The organism is Streptococcus suis (assembly GCF_017601095.1).
GTDB lineage: Bacteria > Bacillota > Bacilli > Lactobacillales > Streptococcaceae > Streptococcus > Streptococcus suis_Z.
Window position 1 is genome coordinate 51,389 of sequence record NZ_JAGFUX010000003.1, and the last position, 15,950, is coordinate 67,338.

Annotated in this window: 16 protein-coding genes and 1 pseudogene; 5 read left to right on the forward strand and 12 right to left on the reverse strand. The window is 43.0% G+C overall.

What is annotated here, in order from left to right; translation table 11 throughout:
* Positions 1-54: 54 nt before the first annotated feature.
* Genes J5566_RS03135 through trpX form a run of 3 tightly spaced genes read right to left on the reverse strand, consistent with a single transcriptional unit; the run spans position 55 to position 2,699 of the window.
* Positions 55-813, reverse strand: a complete 759-nt coding sequence (locus tag J5566_RS03135; RefSeq protein ID WP_208562032.1) for an ABC transporter ATP-binding protein — start codon at positions 811-813, stop codon at positions 55-57.
* Positions 810-1,676, reverse strand: a complete 867-nt coding sequence (locus J5566_RS03140) for an ABC transporter permease (RefSeq protein WP_208562033.1) — start codon at positions 1,674-1,676, stop codon at positions 810-812. The genes J5566_RS03135 and J5566_RS03140 overlap by 4 nt, the downstream gene beginning before the upstream one ends.
* Positions 1,677-1,697: 21 nt before the next feature.
* Positions 1,698-2,699 (reverse strand): tryptophan ABC transporter substrate-binding protein, encoded by a 1,002-nt coding sequence (gene trpX / locus J5566_RS03145; protein ID WP_208562034.1) that lies wholly within the window; start codon positions 2,697-2,699, stop codon positions 1,698-1,700.
* A 650-nt stretch (positions 2,700-3,349) separates the two neighbouring features.
* On the opposite strand from trpX, the gene J5566_RS03150 reads away from it, so the two are divergent.
* Positions 3,350-5,008, forward strand: coding sequence for an Rqc2 family fibronectin-binding protein (locus tag J5566_RS03150; RefSeq protein WP_208562035.1), 1,659 nt, complete (start codon positions 3,350-3,352; stop codon positions 5,006-5,008).
* A 37-nt stretch (positions 5,009-5,045) separates the two neighbouring features.
* Here the strand turns inward: J5566_RS03150 and J5566_RS03155 are convergent, their stop codons facing one another.
* The 4 genes from J5566_RS03155 to J5566_RS03170 all read right to left on the reverse strand — a co-directional run bounded on the left by J5566_RS03155 (position 5,046) and on the right by J5566_RS03170 (position 8,765).
* The gene (locus J5566_RS03155; RefSeq protein ID WP_208562036.1) at positions 5,046-5,588 is read right to left on the reverse strand and encodes a PASTA domain-containing protein; all 543 of its coding nucleotides are present in this window, start codon (positions 5,586-5,588) and stop codon (positions 5,046-5,048) included.
* A 68-nt stretch (positions 5,589-5,656) separates the two neighbouring features.
* Positions 5,657-6,373 (reverse strand): acetolactate decarboxylase, encoded by a 717-nt coding sequence (budA, locus tag J5566_RS03160; protein WP_208562037.1) that lies wholly within the window; start codon positions 6,371-6,373, stop codon positions 5,657-5,659.
* 3 nt (positions 6,374-6,376) lie between these two features.
* Positions 6,377-7,606: a tetratricopeptide repeat protein gene (locus J5566_RS03165; RefSeq protein WP_208562038.1), complete on the reverse strand. Its 1,230-nt coding sequence runs from the start codon at positions 7,604-7,606 to the stop codon at positions 6,377-6,379.
* Positions 7,596-8,765: an AI-2E family transporter gene (locus J5566_RS03170; RefSeq protein ID WP_208562039.1), complete on the reverse strand. Its 1,170-nt coding sequence runs from the start codon at positions 8,763-8,765 to the stop codon at positions 7,596-7,598. The genes J5566_RS03165 and J5566_RS03170 overlap by 11 nt, the downstream gene beginning before the upstream one ends.
* 131 nt (positions 8,766-8,896) lie before the next feature.
* Between J5566_RS03170 and J5566_RS03175 the strand changes: the two genes are divergently transcribed.
* Positions 8,897-9,907, forward strand: a complete 1,011-nt coding sequence (locus tag J5566_RS03175; protein WP_208562040.1) for a lactonase family protein — start codon at positions 8,897-8,899, stop codon at positions 9,905-9,907.
* Between the two features lie 55 nt (positions 9,908-9,962).
* Complete coding sequence (locus tag J5566_RS03180; protein WP_158454439.1) at positions 9,963-10,148, forward strand: hypothetical protein; 186 nt, start codon at positions 9,963-9,965, stop codon at positions 10,146-10,148.
* Positions 10,149-10,577: 429 nt separating this feature from the next.
* On the opposite strand, the gene J5566_RS03185 is transcribed toward J5566_RS03180, so the two are convergent.
* From J5566_RS03185 to eno, 4 genes and pseudogenes are all read right to left on the reverse strand, one after another.
* Entirely contained in the window at positions 10,578-10,838 is a 261-nt protein-coding gene (locus J5566_RS03185; protein ID WP_208562041.1) for a type II toxin-antitoxin system RelE family toxin, read from the reverse strand.
* Position 10,839: 1 nt separating this feature from the next.
* Entirely contained in the window at positions 10,840-11,061 is a 222-nt protein-coding gene (gene relB / locus J5566_RS03190; protein WP_024532383.1) for a type II toxin-antitoxin system RelB family antitoxin, read from the reverse strand.
* Positions 11,062-11,438: 377 nt separating this feature from the next.
* Positions 11,439-11,578: pseudogene (locus J5566_RS10790) on the reverse strand (IS3-like element ISLgar1 family transposase); the annotation flags it as partial.
* A 325-nt stretch (positions 11,579-11,903) separates the two neighbouring features.
* Positions 11,904-13,211 (reverse strand): surface-displayed alpha-enolase, encoded by a 1,308-nt coding sequence (gene eno / locus J5566_RS03195; RefSeq protein WP_099871461.1) that lies wholly within the window; start codon positions 13,209-13,211, stop codon positions 11,904-11,906.
* A 149-nt stretch (positions 13,212-13,360) separates the two neighbouring features.
* Here eno and J5566_RS03200 point away from each other — a divergent pair, with 149 nt between their 5' ends.
* The gene (locus J5566_RS03200; protein WP_208562042.1) at positions 13,361-13,810 is read left to right on the forward strand and encodes a DUF1694 domain-containing protein; all 450 of its coding nucleotides are present in this window, start codon (positions 13,361-13,363) and stop codon (positions 13,808-13,810) included.
* A gap of 224 nt (positions 13,811-14,034) precedes the next feature.
* Here the strand turns inward: J5566_RS03200 and J5566_RS03205 are convergent, their stop codons facing one another.
* Positions 14,035-15,165, reverse strand: a complete 1,131-nt coding sequence (locus J5566_RS03205) for a glycerate kinase family protein (protein WP_208562043.1) — start codon at positions 15,163-15,165, stop codon at positions 14,035-14,037.
* A gap of 108 nt (positions 15,166-15,273) precedes the next feature.
* Here J5566_RS03205 and J5566_RS03210 point away from each other — a divergent pair, with 108 nt between their 5' ends.
* Positions 15,274-15,921 carry an HAD family hydrolase gene (locus J5566_RS03210; protein ID WP_208562044.1) on the forward strand — a complete coding sequence of 216 codons (648 nt, stop codon included), beginning with the start codon at positions 15,274-15,276 and terminating at the stop codon, positions 15,919-15,921.
* The last annotated feature ends 29 nt before the right edge of the window (positions 15,922-15,950 follow it).

The following is a 15,950-nucleotide window of genomic DNA, read 5'->3' on the forward strand; positions in this document are numbered from 1 at the left end:
AAACCAGTATAACATAGCACATTTATCTTGACAAGAAAAATGAGGTTTTCAACCTCATTCAAATAATCGATAATAATCTTCCAGCTGCATCTCAGCCTTCTGGTCCTTGGTCAAGTCCTTGACAATCTTGCCGTCCTTCATGACAATCAAGCGATTGCCATAACGCAGGGCGTCTTCCATCTGGTGCGTGACCATGAGGGCCGTCAGCTCTTGCTGGGCAATGAGATTATCAGTCAAATCCATCAGAGACTGGCTGGTCTTGGGATCAAGAGCCGCCGTATGCTCGTCCAAGAGCAAAAGCTCTGGCTGCTTGAGGGTTGCCATTAAGAGACTCAATGCCTGACGCTGCCCCCCTGACAAGAGACCGGCTGGCGTGGTCAGGTGCTTCTCCAGACCATTGCCAATCAGGGTCAGCGTTGCCTCAAAGTCTTCTAGGTGTTGGGGCAACTGGCGTGGGATCAAGCCACGTGACTGACCACGGTACTTGGCGATGAGCAGGTTTTCAGCAACTGTCATCCGCGGAGCAGTACCCATTTTGGGATCTTGGAAGACACGGGCCAGGTACTTAGCCCGTTTTTCTGCAGGCCACCTGGTCACATCTTCTCCTAGAATGGAAATGCTTCCCTTGGTCAAGGACAAGGTCCCTGCAATAACATTGAAGAGAGTAGATTTGCCAGCCCCATTTCCACCCAGTATGGTGATAAAATCATGCTGGTAAATGGTCAGGCTGACATCATCTAGGATAACCCGTTCCTGATCCAGACCATTGTTGACCACGACAGTGGCGTTTTTTAATTCTACGATTGCATTCATTTGGTCAGGCTGGCTCCTTTCAATAGTTTATTTTTCAACTCAGGTACCATGAGGCAGATAGCCAGGATGATAGCTGAGAAGATACGGAGATAGCTGGTATTGATTCCCAGGGAAATCACTCCCAAAATCAAGAACTGATAGAAAATCGCTCCCACGACAATCGCGATAAACCGCTCTGCCATTGTCAAATTATCAAATAATACCTCTCCGATAATGAGGCTAGCCAAGCCAACGACGATGACTCCGATACCGCGTGATACGTCGGCATAGCCTTCCTGCTGGGCGATGAGGGCTCCTGCTAGGGCGATAAGCCCGTTGGAAAGAACCAAGCCCATAAGCTCCATGCGGCTGGTGTTGATACCAAAACTGCGTGCCATATCTGGATTGTCCCCTGTGGCGATGTAGGCCTGGCCCAAGCGAGTATAGAGGAAAAAGAGCAAGGCCAGAATGACTAGAATGACCGCCACCAAGCCCAAGACGAGCTGGTTGAGCGTGTCTGAGAAGGGCAGGAGGTCCTGAAGGGTCGTCGTGTTGAGAAGACCTAAGTTTGCCCGTCCCATGATAAAGAGCATGACAGAGTGACAGGAGGACATGACCAAGATTCCTGCTAGAATAGTCGGGATTTTCCCCTTTGTGTAGAGAAGTCCCGTCACCAGACCGGCAAGGCAACCCGCCAAGACAGCTGCTCCTGTTGCTAACACAGGGTGTACTCCTTGGGTCAGGAGGGTGACAGCCACGGCTGCTCCCAAGGGAAAGGAGCCTTCCGTCGTCATATCTGGAAAATTGAGGATACGGAAGGTCATAAAGATTCCAAGACTCAGGATTGCCCAGAGCAGAGCCTGAGAGATAGTGGATACAAGCATACTAGACTCTCATTTCTAAGATTACTCGATGACACGGCTAGCGGATTCCAAGATGTCTGCTGGAATGGTCAAGCCCAGTTCATCTGCTACTTTTTGGTTGACAACGACGCTGCCTTGGTTGAAGATTTCAACTGGAGTTGCCGCTGGGTCAGCACCGTCAAGGATTTTCGCAGCCATTTTACCTGTTGCAACACCGAGTTCGTACTGGTCGAGGGTCACAGAGGCGATACCGCCACCTTCTACCATGTCTTCTACGCTGGTATAAACAGGCGTTTTTGTCTTATTGGCAACGGATACGACAGTAGAGAAGGCTGAGGCGATCGTATTATCAACTGGCGTGAAAAGCACATCTACCTTGCTAGTTGCGACTTCTACTGTTGAGGCGATTTCGTTTGAAGAAGGCACTGCGTATTCAATGACGGTGTAGCCAGCTGCCTCTGCTGCTGTTTTGAATTCAGCAACTTGTGATTTGGAATTATCTTCGTTTGAAGAGTAGAGAACACCGATTGTTTTGGCATCTGGTGTAATAGCCTTGATCAGCTCAATCTCATCTGCTACTGGCGTTTGGTCTGATACACCGGTGATGTTGCCACCAGGATTGTTCAAGTCTGTTACCAAGTTGGCACCGACTGGGTCTGTGACAGCTCCCATGATGATTGGCAATTCTGTCGTTGCGTTTGCTAAACCTTGGGCAGCTGGTGTGGCAATCCCAATCAAGAGGTCATTGCCATTATCAACTAGCTTCTTACTCATGGTCTGAACTTGAGACTGGTCTGCTTCTGCGTTCATAAAGTCGATTTCAAGATTGACATCTTCTTCATAGCCACCTTCTTTAAGACCTGCCTGAATCCCCTTGTAAATCTCGTCTAGGGAATCATGGGTTACATATTGGAGAACTCCGACTTTTACCCTTTCTTTGTCTTCTGTACTAGTGCTTGTATCTTCCTGTTTATTAAAGAAAAAGGCACCAACGACCAAGACAACTAAGGCTGTAACAACACTTAATAATGTTTTATTTTTCATATTCTTTCCTACTTTCTTTTTCAAAAACTAATCTGCTACTGTCAACTGATCTATTTTTTGCTACGCCATCGTTTCATCATGATTACCTCGTTTAGATAAAAAAGCCCCCGCAGGAAAAACCTGCGAGGGCGTCAATGACACGGTGCCACCTCACTTATGGGAATTGTCTAGAATTCTCCCATATCTCGTCTCCTCTAACAAGGAGTTGCACTGTAAGGTGTGCGGACCGAACTATCATTGTTTTAAGTTCATTTACGTGACTGTTTTGGCTGAGTACTTTGTTAGCTCTCCTTGCTATACCGCCAGTATAAGCTGCGTCGACCTGCCTCGTACTCAACCAAAACAGTCTACGCAAAGTATGTTATGCCAATCAATCGTTTGTGCACCTAAGTCTGAAGACAGACAATTCTACACATCAGCCCATTTCATAAAACTCCGCCACCCGTTCTCAGCACCACAGGCTCCCTGAAGACTTCTGCTTTACTACTTCTTCTGATTACAGATGATTATACGGTATCCAACAGTCTTTGTCAACACTTTTGCCGTAATTTTCTGAAAATTTTTCTCCCACCTACTTTATCACTCTCATCAAAAAATCACCGAAGTATGATATACTAGACAGAGTTAGACCAGTTAGAAAGAGGAATACCATGTCTTTTGACGGATTTTTTTTACATCACATGACGGCTGAGTTAAAAGCCAATTTAGAAGGTGGGCGGATTCAGAAAATCAACCAGCCTTTTGAGCAGGAAATTGTCCTCAACATTCGCAGCAACCGTCAGAGCCATAAATTGCTCTTATCTGCACATTCCGTTTTTGGGCGGGTTCAGCTGACCCAGTCGAACTTTACCAATCCCAAAGTGCCCAATACCTTTACCATGATTTTACGGAAATACTTGCAGGGAGCCATTATCGAGGAGATTCGTCAGTTGGACAATGACCGCATCTTAGAATTTTCGGTGTCCAACAAGGACGAGATTGGCGACCATATCCAAGCTACCTTGATGGTGGAAATCATGGGCAAGCACAGCAATATCATCTTGGTGGATAAGTCTGAACAGAAAATTATTGAGGCTATCAAGCACGTTGGTTTCTCGCAAAATTCCTACCGAACCATCTTGCCAGGTTCCACCTACATTCGTCCACCGGAGACGCATTCTCTCAATCCTTATACAGTGTCTGACGAGAAATTGTTTGAAATCTTATCGACTCAGGAACTGAGTCCGAAAAATCTCCAACAGGCCTTTCAAGGTTTGGGTCGGGATACAGCTTCTGAACTGGCCAGTCACTTACAGACAGACCGCCTCAAGAACTTTCGTGCCTTTTTTGACCAGGCTACACAGCCTAGCCTAACGGACAAATCCTATGCTGCTCTGCCATTTGCCAATAGCCCTGAAAACCAGCTACAATTTGAGAGCCTGAGCAGTCTGCTGGACTTCTACTATCAGGACAAGGCGGAGCGGGACCGGGTGGCCCAGCAGGCCAATGAGCTGATCAAGCGGGTGGCCAGTGAGCTGGAGAAAAATCGCAAAAAGTTGGTCAAACAGGAGCAGGAATTGGCGGATACGGAAGGTGCGGAATTGGTGCGACAGAAGGGCGAGCTCTTGACCACCTATCTGCATCAGGTACCCAACGACCAGGCTAGTGTGACCTTAGACAACTACTATACGGGCGAGGAGTTGGAGATTGAGTTGGACGTGGCTCTTACTCCTAGCCAGAATGCCCAACGTTATTTCAAAAAGTACCAGAAACTCAAGGAGGCGGTCAAGCATCTGACCAGCTTGATCGAGGAAACAAAGGCGACCATTATCTATCTGGAGTCTGTTGATACCATGCTGGGACAGGCTAGTCTGGCAGAAATCGATGAAATCCGTGAGGAATTGATTGAAACAGGCTACCTCAAACGCCGTCATCGTGAGAAAATCCATAAGCGTCAGAAACCTGAGCGATACTTGGCGACAGACGGGGAAACCATTATTTTGGTCGGAAAAAATAACCTGCAAAATGATGAGTTGACCTTCAAAATGGCCAAGAAAGGCGAACTCTGGTTCCATGCCAAAGACATTCCAGGTAGCCATGTGGTCATCACAGATAACTTGGACCCAAGCGACGAGGTCAAGACCGATGCAGCGGAGTTGGCCGCCTATTTCTCCAAGGCAAGGCATTCTAACTTGGTTCAAGTTGATATGATTGAAGCCAGAAAACTCCATAAACCAACAGGTGGCAAGCCAGGTTTTGTGACCTACCGCGGTCAGAAAACCCTCCGTGTCACCCCAACTGAAGACAAAATAAAATCCATGAAAATCTAGTTCATGGATTTTTTGAATTATTCAAAGAAAACACTGCCTATTTTTCTTTTTTCCCAAATGGTTTTGCAACAAACTTGGCTAGATTACCTACATTCTTACCAACTTCTTTATTTAGGTTATTTGCATGTTTACCGACTTCCTTACCAAAATTATCGATACGTCTACCAACCTCTTTTTGAAACTCTTCTTGCTTTTGTTTCTCACGCACTCTTATTTCCTGAGCCTTTTCTAAGACATCATGATCGACATAAGAAAGTTTCACCAAGGTTCCTGATTCATATTTTCCTGGTTTTGGATTCATTGCAACTACCGAATCATCACTATACTCTAAATATTTTTTATCTGCCTTCACTAGCATTGTTAAGACAACAAAACCTTTGGCTTCCAATACTTCTTTGGCTTCATAAACATTCAATCGACGAACATTTGGCAATTGAATTAACGTTTTATTATGGCTGATTTTAGCATCAATTGCTTTTTCAACTGCTGGCGCAACTCCTTTTACCAAATCTGCTCCTACCTGGGCAGCAACTGATATTGCAACACCTTTTACAGCCTTACCAATCAACTTTTTAGACATGTCAATTCCCCTTATCTTTTTTATGTATTTTACCACAATAACATTGTTTTTTCAACTTGATAATGAACTTACTCCGCCTTCTCAATGTCTTCTCTGACTTCTTTGGCGTTGAATTTGGCAAAGAGGTAGTTGCGGTCTTGGACAGGAAAGCGTTGGTCCAGCTGGTCAACAGCCCCAACTTCCACAAAGCCTTCTGAAATTACATAGTCCATGACATGACCACCAAAGGTCAAATCATCCGAAATAAAATGCAAATGATAGCCAGCCACACTAACACCGTGAAAAATTTCTGGTGTCCAAATACCCACAATGGTACCTGAAATATTCTCAGCGGTATACTCAGGCTGTCGACTAGCCACTTCCGCAAATCGAACATCAGAAGCCGATTTAGGAATCATACGGACATGCATCTTTGAAAACGTCCCTTTGATTTTGATAGAACGAAAAAGATTTTCGCCATCGTAATAGGATTCAATCCGCTGGTGTAATTCATCACTGGTCATTTCAAAGCGTTGCTTAAATATAACTTCAGCCTCATGGAAAATGACTGCTGCATAGGGAACCTTCATATCAGCAGGAACCTCCACCACTTCTGGTTTCTCTCCTGCTCCCTTGGCCTGATAGGCCTTGCCATCCAAGACAATCAGCTCGCCGTCAATGGAATCCAGGGTTCCCAAACCCAAGTCACCATGCTCCAACAATTCGCTAACCGTCAAGGATCCGCCATACAGTCCAGCCATCAAGGCACCGAGTGTATTGTATTGAAATAATCGATTTACTTGCATAACCTACTCTTCATTCAAAAATTCTTGCATGGCCAAGTCATCTGGCACCAATTGGATATACCGACTAGCTTGCTCTTTTGCCTCATCCAAACGACCAAGTTGACGTAAAACCGCTACGTAATCAGCCAAAAATTCAGGATTCTCAGCCAATTCTCCAGCCAATTCATCGTAAAGCTCACTCGCTTCCTCATCTCTTTCCAGAGCTTGATAGGCTTTAGCTACATTCCAGCGAGCTAGAACGTTATCTACCTCTTCGTCAACGAGGGCAAGTACTTCGTCATAGCGTTCCTGTTCAAGATAGAGATTGGACAAGCGGAGGGCTAATTCATTGCTGTCATCTGCCACTTCCCTTGCCTTGAGAAGATAGTCTTCAGCAGCTTCCTCATCATGCAATTCATAGGCATACTGAGAAGCCTGGAGCAAGAGATTGGCATCAAAGTCATTTTTTGCCAGGCCTTTTTGAGTCATAGCCAAGGCATCTTCTAATTTATGCTCGGCATGGAGGGATTGGGCGTAGGCATATTCATAGCCCTCAAAATCAGGATTGATGGTAGCCAGCTGCTTGAAGTAGAGATTGGCCTTTTGGTGTTCTTCTCGTTCAAATAGCAGAGCTGCTAACTCAAAAACTGTCTGGTCATCGTATTCCAACTCAACAGCTTTTTCCAAAAATTCAATGGCTGCTTCAAATTTACCTAAACCAGCATAGGCAATACCAATTCGCTGATAGGTAGAAACTCCCGTTAATTCGTAAATTTCACGATTATCCAGCTGGGCATAGTAGGAAATAGCCTCATTAAAAAGCTCCAGTTCCATATCCAACTCTGCTAAGCCAAAGAGGATAATGGGCTCATCGGACAAGTGACTTGCTTCAAGTAATTTTTCACGCGCCACATCGGACAATCCTTCTGCCTGATACAGGTCCGCCTTGACCAACAAGGCTTCCACATAGGCGGGACTGTCTTCCGAAATTTCTTCCAAATAAGCAAAGGCTTCTTCAACCATGCCGTCTTCAAAAGCAATCTGAGCCAGATTGAGAACCACCTCAGGATAGCTCGACTTGAGCTGGTCATATATTTGTGCAGCCTGGGGGAAAAAACCAATACTTTCCAGATAGGCAGCCAAGGACAAAAGGGTGTCATTGTCATCTTCTGCCAAGGCACGCTTGAGATACTTATCTGCCTTGACTAAATCCTGCTGGTCCAAACAAGCCAACATTTTTCCACTATTGTTCATGAACTTCTTCTATTTCTCCTTCTTCCTCATAGAGACCACTATACGTTTTATACCATTCAAAAATGGCTTTGACGACTACCTTGATCGAAGCGTAGATTGGAATTCCCAACAAAACACCCAAAACACCATACATCTGACCAGCCGTCAAGAGTACAAAGAGAATGGTAATCGGGTGGATACTCAGCGAACTACCGATAATTAAAGGCGTTACAAAACGGCCTTCGATGGTTTGTTCCACCATAAAGACAATCAAAACCTTGATCAACATAAAGGGACCTGCAATAATCCCTAAAATAACAGCTGGAATCATGGCCAAAAATGAACCAAGATAAGGAATTAAATTCAAAAAGCCAGCCACAATTCCAAGGGTAATCGGGTAATTCAAACCAATGATAGAAAACATGACAGAGAACATGAAGGCAACAATCATCGCCACTGTCACCTGCCCTCGTACATAGTTTGCCAACTGACTATTGACATCCGTCAAGACTTGGCCGATTGACGACCGCCACCTGGTCGGTAAAAATTTGATGATATTCCCTTTCACCTGATTTCCATCCCGTAAGAGATAAAAGAGGATAAAGGGCATGATTAAGATTGAAATGATAATTTGCGAGGCAGTTGAAATCAGATTGCTGGCCCAATTGACAGCGCTGGTTGATATGTTCCGGGCAAAGGTCATGATTTGATCGTTTAGTTTATTCAACTGTTCCAAGGCTGTTGGACGGAATTGGGCAAACTGTTCATTCTCCAGTAGCTTGGTCGCAATCCCTTCGATTTCAGCAATATAACCTGGAAGATTGCGCATAAAAGACATAATTTGAGCTTGTACGCTAGGGATAGCAACAGCCAAACCCCACACCAGTAAGAGAGCAATCAGTACAAATAAGATACAGATTCCCACCGTACGCGAAAATTTATACTTTTCAAACAGGTCAACCAAGGGATTGAGCAGATAATACAGCAGGCCAGTCAACAACATCGGCAGGAGAATAATGGAGATAAAATCTGCCAAGGGACTGAAGATAAAACTAACCTTGGTGAAAACAAAGAGAGAACTGAGAACCAACAAGGTTACCAAGAAAAAACTAACAGCTTGATTGTTGATAACCCATTTGTATAGCCAAGATTGATTAAAACGAGTTTGCTTGTCTTCCATACTTACCTCACTTTCTTTGTTTCTATTGTACCATTTTCTCCTATTTTTTTGAAAATGGAAATACGACTTTCTAAGCATTGCTTAAGGAAAAATGTGCTATAATAAAGCCAGTTTAGAAAAAGGAGACCAACATGACAGTTTATTTTGGAACCTATACGAAACGAGACTCAAAGGGTATTTATGCAGCAGATTTCGATGAGGCTAGTGGTCAGCTCAGCAATCCTCGACTCGTTGCCAACGAGCCAAATCCAACTTATCTAGCTTTTGCCAAAGACGGAAGTCTATACTCAGTCGGTGCAGAAAATGGTCTAGGAGGAATTGCTTCTTTCACTGCCAATCTGACACCTCTCAATCACGTTGTTGACGAAGGTGCGCCACTTTGCTATGTGGCAGTCGATGAGGAACGCCAACTGGTCTATGGTGCCAATTACCACAAGGGGCAAGTTTTGGTCTATAAGCGCTTGGAAGACGGTAGTCTGGAATTAAGGGATTCAGCTGTCCATACAGGATCTGGACCACATGAGAACCAAGCTTCTCCTCATGTGCATTTTGCTGACCTAACCCCTGACAAATTTTTGGTTACCTGTGATTTGGGAACCGACCAAGTCATCACTTATGCTGTCTCAGATCAAGGAAAATTAGAAAAGAAAACAACCTATCAGGCACAAGCCGGTGCAGGTCCCCGCCATATTGTCTTCCATCCCTACAACAAATTAGCCTATTTGATTTGTGAGTTGAACTCTACAATTGAAGTTCTGATTTATGACGGTCACGGCTATTTTGAGCGGATGCAAACCATCTCAACACTCCCTTCAGACTACCAAGGATTCAATGGCACAGCTGCTATCCGGATTACAAAGGATGGTCAATTCGTTTATGCCTCTAACCGTGGTCATGATTCTATCGCAGTTTTCCGAACCTTAGGAGATGCAAGCCTAGAATTAGTCGAAATTGTACCAACTCACGGAAAAACTCCACGAGATTTCGCTCTGAGTCCAAATGAAAAATTCCTCCTAGTCGCTCACCAAGATTCAGATAATATCGTCGTCTTTTCACGTGAAGAAGCAACCGGAAAACTCTGGGCAATCTCAAATGATGTCCAAATTCCAGAAGCCGTTTGTGTTACTTTTCCTCAAGACTAAATGCTTGTGAAATCGCTCTATTTATGGTTGAATAATGATATAGGAGGTGAAGAACATGAATCCAACAGATTTGTTAAATCAAGTAAAAGATTTGATTGCAAACAAAGACTTTGACGGCGCAAAACAATTTATCGAAGAAAACAAAGATCAATTCGGTGAATATCTTGAGCAAGCAAAAGGTCTCTTATCTGGTACAGAAGGCGTAAGCGGTCTTTTGGACAAGGTAAAAGGTTTGTTCTAATATTTGAAAACTAGGTTATTAAACCTAGTTTTTTTTAATACCAAACCTCTAGGAAAAACTAGAGAGTATTACTATCCCTTGTTATTCTAACTCGGGAATAAAACAGTCTACAAGATATTGAAAAACAAGTCCGAAGATATTCGGACCTGTTCTTACTATCTATAATCCTCGCTATGCTAGCTCGAGGATAAATTATCAAATAGTTCTATAACATACGCTAAATTACTAATCTACTTTTTACCTTTTTCATTCTAAAATGAAAAGTACAAACAAGTACAATATACTAGAGGGGTAGTAAAAAAGGTAGTAAATCGATGAGTTCAGTAGGCAAGAAAACAGCACCTTTACGGGTGCTATTTTTTTATCCTTGTTCATGCTCCAAAGGAACAACAGCTAACATTATTTTTAACTATCTTACTTCTCCAGTAATCAGTAAATATCTTTCCTATGCCCAAATTCAAGCGCTAAAATAACCATCTTATCATCTTGAATATCGCAAATAAGCCTATAATCACCGATACGATAACGCCACTCGTTAGCATGGTCTCCTGTTAAACCTTTACCATTGGCGCGTGGGGTGTCCGTCCCCTCTAAGTGCTTATCAATCCAAGCAAATAACAATCGCTGTATCTGCTTATCTAACTTCTTAATCTGCTTTTGAGCCTTTTTAGAATACTCTATACGATACATATTACAAGCCTAGCTCTTTCTTAAAATCAGCATGGCTAATTGTCTCTGGGTCTGCTTTGTATTCAGCATAGGCTTGTTTATAGATTTTCAAATCATACTCATCTTCAATATCACGCTCTAGGGCTTTCTTGAAAAGACTTGAAAGGCTTTGCCCTGTTAATTGAGCATAGCTTTTAAAAAATGTTTCTTCTTCTTGATTTAATCTGATAGTTACTGTACTCATGGTATTTACCTCGTTTCTTTGTGTTACATTGTAACACATTTTGGGGTGTTTGTCAATTCTAAAAATAATAAAAGCACCTAGTTTCCTAGATGCTAGCACAATGACACGGATTCGCACCGTGGCTACCTCTATCAAGGTGTACTCCTTCTATACTATCCCCTGTGCTTTAGAATATTATATCACACAATCCGCTAGATATCAACAATATCAGGGTATACCCACATATTTTTCATAGGTGCAAAGCTATAATACAAATCCGATTTTTGGTAAACTACCTCAGTACGCAGCGTTCATTTTCCTCTTAAAGTCGCTCCAACTCCGTCGTCTCTTCCAAAGTCTTCTTTTATTTACACCCTATTTTTACTGGCCATTCTATTTTCAAGAATAGTATACCCGTTTTCCTTGTATTGAGCTATCCAGTTTGGAAGCGTTCCTTGATTCGTAAGAGCGTATGATTAAGAGAGTGACCATCAATTAGAACTTCATCAATTACTTCCAACTTTAATTCTGGTGGATGTGTACTTCCCGCTCTGGATAATATTTATTCTGTATCTATCTGTAAAAGTAGATAAATGCCTTGATTACCCCCTTTGACCTTGTTCATAGATTTTTACTTTGTTTTATTAGTTCAATTTTATAAAAATAGCACCCAAAGTTTAATTTTTTTTGTCTAACTTTTGATGTGCGGATTAACCTTGAGAGTATTAATTCACATCGCTAAACAAACTCTGAGATAAACTAGTACACTGTACATAGAAAAACAAGTCCGAAAATCTTCGGACTTGTTTTTACTATAACCCTCGTTATTCTAACTCGGGGATAAATTAGTACACTGTACTAATTTATTTTTTCAAGTTGTAGAATGAGTTCAAGCCTTTGTAGACTGCAACTTCACCAAGTTGATCTTCGATACGAAGCAATTGGTTGTATTTAGCGATACGGTCTGTACGTGACAATGAACCTGTCTTGATTTGGCCAGCGTTAGTTGCAACTGCGATGTCAGCGATTGTTGAATCTTCAGTTTCACCTGAACGGTGTGATACAACTGCAGTGTAGCCAGCTTCTTTAGCCATTTCGATAGCTTCAAATGTTTCAGTAAGAGTACCGATTTGGTTAACTTTGATAAGGATTGAGTTAGCAGCACCTTCTTTGATACCACGTGCAAGGTAGTCAGTGTTTGTTACGAAGAAGTCGTCACCAACCAATTGAACGCGTTTGCCAAGACGCTCAGTAAGTGCTTTCCAACCATCCCAGTCGTTTTCATCCATACCATCTTCGATAGTGATGATTGGGTATTTGTTAACCAATTCTTCAAGGTAGTCGATTTGCTCTGCAGATGTACGAACAGCAGCACCTTCGCCTTCGAATTTAGTGTAGTCGTAAACTTTACGCTCTTTGTCGTAGAACTCAGATGACGCACAGTCGAAACCGATCATGATGCCGTTTTCGCCAGCTTCGTAACCAGCAGCTTCGATAGCTTCGATGATTGTTTCAACACCGTCTTCAGTTCCTTCGAACTTAGGAGCGAAACCACCTTCGTCACCAACAGCTGTTACCAAACCACGAGCTTTCAAGATTTTCTTCAAAGCGTGGAATACTTCAGCACCCCAACGAAGACCTTCTTTGAATGAAGGAGCGCCAACTGGCAAGATCATGAATTCTTGGAAAGCGATTGGAGCGTCTGAGTGAGAACCACCGTTGATGATGTTCATCATTGGAGTTGGCAATACTTTAGTGTTGAATCCGCCAAGGTAAGTGTAAAGTGGCACTTCAAGGTAGTCAGCAGCTGCACGCGCAACAGCGATAGAAACACCAAGGATTGCGTTTGCACCCAATTTACCTTTGTTAGGAGTACCGTCAAGAGCGATCATAGCGCGGTCGATAGCTTGTTGATCACGAACGTCATAACCGATGATAGCGTCAGCAATCACGTTATTTACGTTGTCAACAGCTTTTTGTGTACCAAGACCAAGGTAACGAGACTTGTCACCGTCGCGAAGTTCAACTGCTTCGTGCTCACCAGTAGAAGCTCCTGAAGGAACCATACCACGTCCGAAAGCACCTGATTCAGTATAAACTTCAACTTCAAGTGTAGGGTTACCGCGTGAGTCAAGGACTTCGCGAGCGTAAACATCAGTAATAATTGACATTATATTACTCTCCTTTGAGTTTAAAATTGTTACATAGCTATCATACCCTAAAAATACAGATTTTTCAAGAAAAAACAGGTTATTTTACAGAAACCAATGATGTAAACGCTTGCCTTTTCAGCAGTCCCTTTTTATGCTATACTAAGGACATGATTGATATTCAAAAAACAATTTTACAAAAAGCAAGTGGCGAAACACGCCTTGATCCAGACCAACAACGCATCTACATGGGCACCTTTAGAGAACGAGTCGTCCTCATCTTGACCTTTGACCAAGTGCAGTCACAAACTTTTCAAGATAAGCTACCAATCCTGTGCAGAGATCTAAGTGTCCGCTTCCAGCCTCTCACCTTGAAGCTGTCTCCAAGCCTGTCAGACAGATTGCAAATTGCCATTATTAAGACAGCGCAATCTCTGGGACTAACTACTTCTATCATCGATGAAAAAGTGGGGCATTCTCCTTATGCCCTAGTCTTTCATACAGATCATGCAGTCGATCAAGAAGATATTAGCCTAGAAGCTATCTTCCCAAATCTTGTCACACAAGAAGAGAAAAAGGAAGAGCAAAAAACCTCTTTCTGGAAAAAATTATTTGGTTAGTCTTTATTATCAATAAAGTAGGACACATACTAAAACGAGAATAATACCGGTTAGACTAAGAATTCCTAGCAATCTGCCTCTTTCATTTTTTTCATTGAAAAAGAACATTACTCCATTTGCCTTTATTATGTTCATTTTTGTTTCTTTTTCATTTATGAGCAGCTTCATAAGAGATATTAGCGTTAGAGTACCAATAAAAATGAATACAATAATTGCCTCATATGTCACAAATTCCATGTTTGTTGACCTCCTAACTGAAGAATTCTTGCCACCTGTTCTGCTGTGCGGATCAGGTTTTTTTCTCCCTTTTTAAGCGTATTTTCTAAGTCATCAACTTCAGCAATAATGGGAAATGCGGCGCAGATATTTTCAAAAGGAAAATCGGGAAGATTATCCTTTAAGCTACCACAAATGGCAATAATTGGAATGCCTATTGGGGTACGTCGTGCCACTCCGATAGGTGTTTTTCCAGACAAACTCTGAGCATCCATACGACCTTCTCCCACAATAACTAGGTCCGCTTGAGCAACACGTTGATCGAAGTCCAGCTGATCCAAGACAAAATCAATCCCTGTTTGGATATGGGCTCCTGCAAATTGCACCAAGCCTGCCGCCATACCGCCCCCTGCACCTGCTCCTGGAAGCTCTAAAATGGCCGGGTTGATCATCTTGTAAAAGGACTGCATGGACTGATCAACCCGTGGAAACTGCGAGGCAGGAAGTCCCTTTTGCCCTGCAAATGTATAGGTTGCACCTTCAGGTCCACAAAGCACATTGGTCACATCTGTAATGAGATCTATCTGAAGGTTTGAAAGATCAATCCGCAAATTAGCTAGAGAGAGACGAGTAATCTTGTCAAGATTGGCACCAATTGCAGGCAATTCCTGATCATCCGCATCAAAAAATTGGACACCTAATCCTGCTGCCATGCCAATCCCTCCATCATGACTAGCAGAACCTCCAATTCCGATATAGATATGTCGTACACCTGCTTGTACCAGATGGACCAGAAGTTCGCCAACCCCTTTTGTCGATAGTTCTAGGGGATTGCGTTTGGATAATGGAATAGAAGCCAATCCCACAATGGCGGCCATTTCAAATACAGCCATCCCCTCTCCCATAGCATAGGGAACTTCTATCGTTTCCCCAAAGGGGCCAGTTACAACCGATTGTTCCACTTTCAGAGATAGAGCATAGGCGAGACTTGCAACAGTCCCTTCTCCCCCATCACCCAAGGGGAGCAAATCATAGCTTGCCAAGGGATAAACCTTTGAAAAACCCTTTCGGACCGCCTCTGCTACTTCAAGTGATGAAAGAGATTCCTTAAAAGAGTCTGGTGCTATCAAGATACGCATAGTCAATCCTCCTTTTTAGATATAGTATAACAGTCCATTATCCTCCTTTCAAGTTACTCCTGTCTCCAGGCCTCTTTCTATGCTATACTAGTATCCAAGGAGGTGCCTATGTATCACACAATTTTATTTGACCTAGATGGAACCTTGACTGATTCTGGACTGGGTATCATCAACTCAGTCGCATATGCGCTTGAAAGTATGAAAATTGATGAATCAGACCCAGAGAATTTAAGTCGTTTCATTGGTCCACCCCTCTATGAATCCTTTTCCCGTTTCTATCAACTCAATCCAGCAGATACCCAGGCAGCTGTTGATGCCTTTCGGATCTATTTTAAAAAAAGAGGCATGTTCGAAAACCAACTCTACGACGGTGTTATTCCTCTGTTAGAGGCTCTGACGGAAGCAGGAAAAACCTTAGTCATTTCCACCTCTAAACCAGAAATCTTTGCCAAGCAAATTCTAGAATATTTTGGTATTGCTCCTTACTTTTATGTCATTGCCGGAGCTAGTTTAGATAGCAGCCGTATCAGTAAAACAGATGTCATCGCCTATGCCTTAGCGCAACTGGACTACAATCCGCAAACAACCATTATGGTCGGAGATCGTGAACATGACATCTTCGGCGCCAAAGCCAACCAGCTAGCTTCTATCGGTGTCCTTTATGGATATGGTGACCGCGAAGAACTTGAGCTGGCTGGAGCAAATTTTATTGCCCAAACAGTAGATGACTTGCAGAAATTCTTGCTAGAATCCTAACAAAAAAAGTCAGCATATTGCTGACTTCC

Excerpts from the sequence above, each read along its gene's own strand:
- J5566_RS03135 (WP_208562032.1), bottom strand. The coding sequence starts at position 813 with ATGAATGCAATCGTAGAATTAAAAAACGCCACTGTCGTGGTCAACAAT.
- J5566_RS03140 (WP_208562033.1), bottom strand. The coding sequence starts at position 1,676 with ATGCTTGTATCCACTATCTCTCAGGCTCTGCTCTGGGCAATCCTGAGT.
- trpX (WP_208562034.1), bottom strand. The coding sequence starts at position 2,699 with ATGAAAAATAAAACATTATTAAGTGTTGTTACAGCCTTAGTTGTCTTG.
- J5566_RS03150 (WP_208562035.1), top strand. The coding sequence starts at position 3,350 with ATGTCTTTTGACGGATTTTTTTTACATCACATGACGGCTGAGTTAAAA.
- J5566_RS03155 (WP_208562036.1), bottom strand. The coding sequence starts at position 5,588 with ATGTCTAAAAAGTTGATTGGTAAGGCTGTAAAAGGTGTTGCAATATCA.
- budA (WP_208562037.1), bottom strand. The coding sequence starts at position 6,373 with ATGCAAGTAAATCGATTATTTCAATACAATACACTCGGTGCCTTGATG.
- J5566_RS03165 (WP_208562038.1), bottom strand. The coding sequence starts at position 7,606 with ATGAACAATAGTGGAAAAATGTTGGCTTGTTTGGACCAGCAGGATTTA.
- J5566_RS03170 (WP_208562039.1), bottom strand. The coding sequence starts at position 8,765 with ATGGAAGACAAGCAAACTCGTTTTAATCAATCTTGGCTATACAAATGG.
- J5566_RS03175 (WP_208562040.1), top strand. The coding sequence starts at position 8,897 with ATGACAGTTTATTTTGGAACCTATACGAAACGAGACTCAAAGGGTATT.
- J5566_RS03180 (WP_158454439.1), top strand. The coding sequence starts at position 9,963 with ATGAATCCAACAGATTTGTTAAATCAAGTAAAAGATTTGATTGCAAAC.
- J5566_RS03185 (WP_208562041.1), bottom strand. The coding sequence starts at position 10,838 with ATGTATCGTATAGAGTATTCTAAAAAGGCTCAAAAGCAGATTAAGAAG.
- relB (WP_024532383.1), bottom strand. The coding sequence starts at position 11,061 with ATGAGTACAGTAACTATCAGATTAAATCAAGAAGAAGAAACATTTTTT.
- eno (WP_099871461.1), bottom strand. The coding sequence starts at position 13,211 with ATGTCAATTATTACTGATGTTTACGCTCGCGAAGTCCTTGACTCACGC.
- J5566_RS03200 (WP_208562042.1), top strand. The coding sequence starts at position 13,361 with ATGATTGATATTCAAAAAACAATTTTACAAAAAGCAAGTGGCGAAACA.
- J5566_RS03205 (WP_208562043.1), bottom strand. The coding sequence starts at position 15,165 with ATGCGTATCTTGATAGCACCAGACTCTTTTAAGGAATCTCTTTCATCA.
- J5566_RS03210 (WP_208562044.1), top strand. The coding sequence starts at position 15,274 with ATGTATCACACAATTTTATTTGACCTAGATGGAACCTTGACTGATTCT.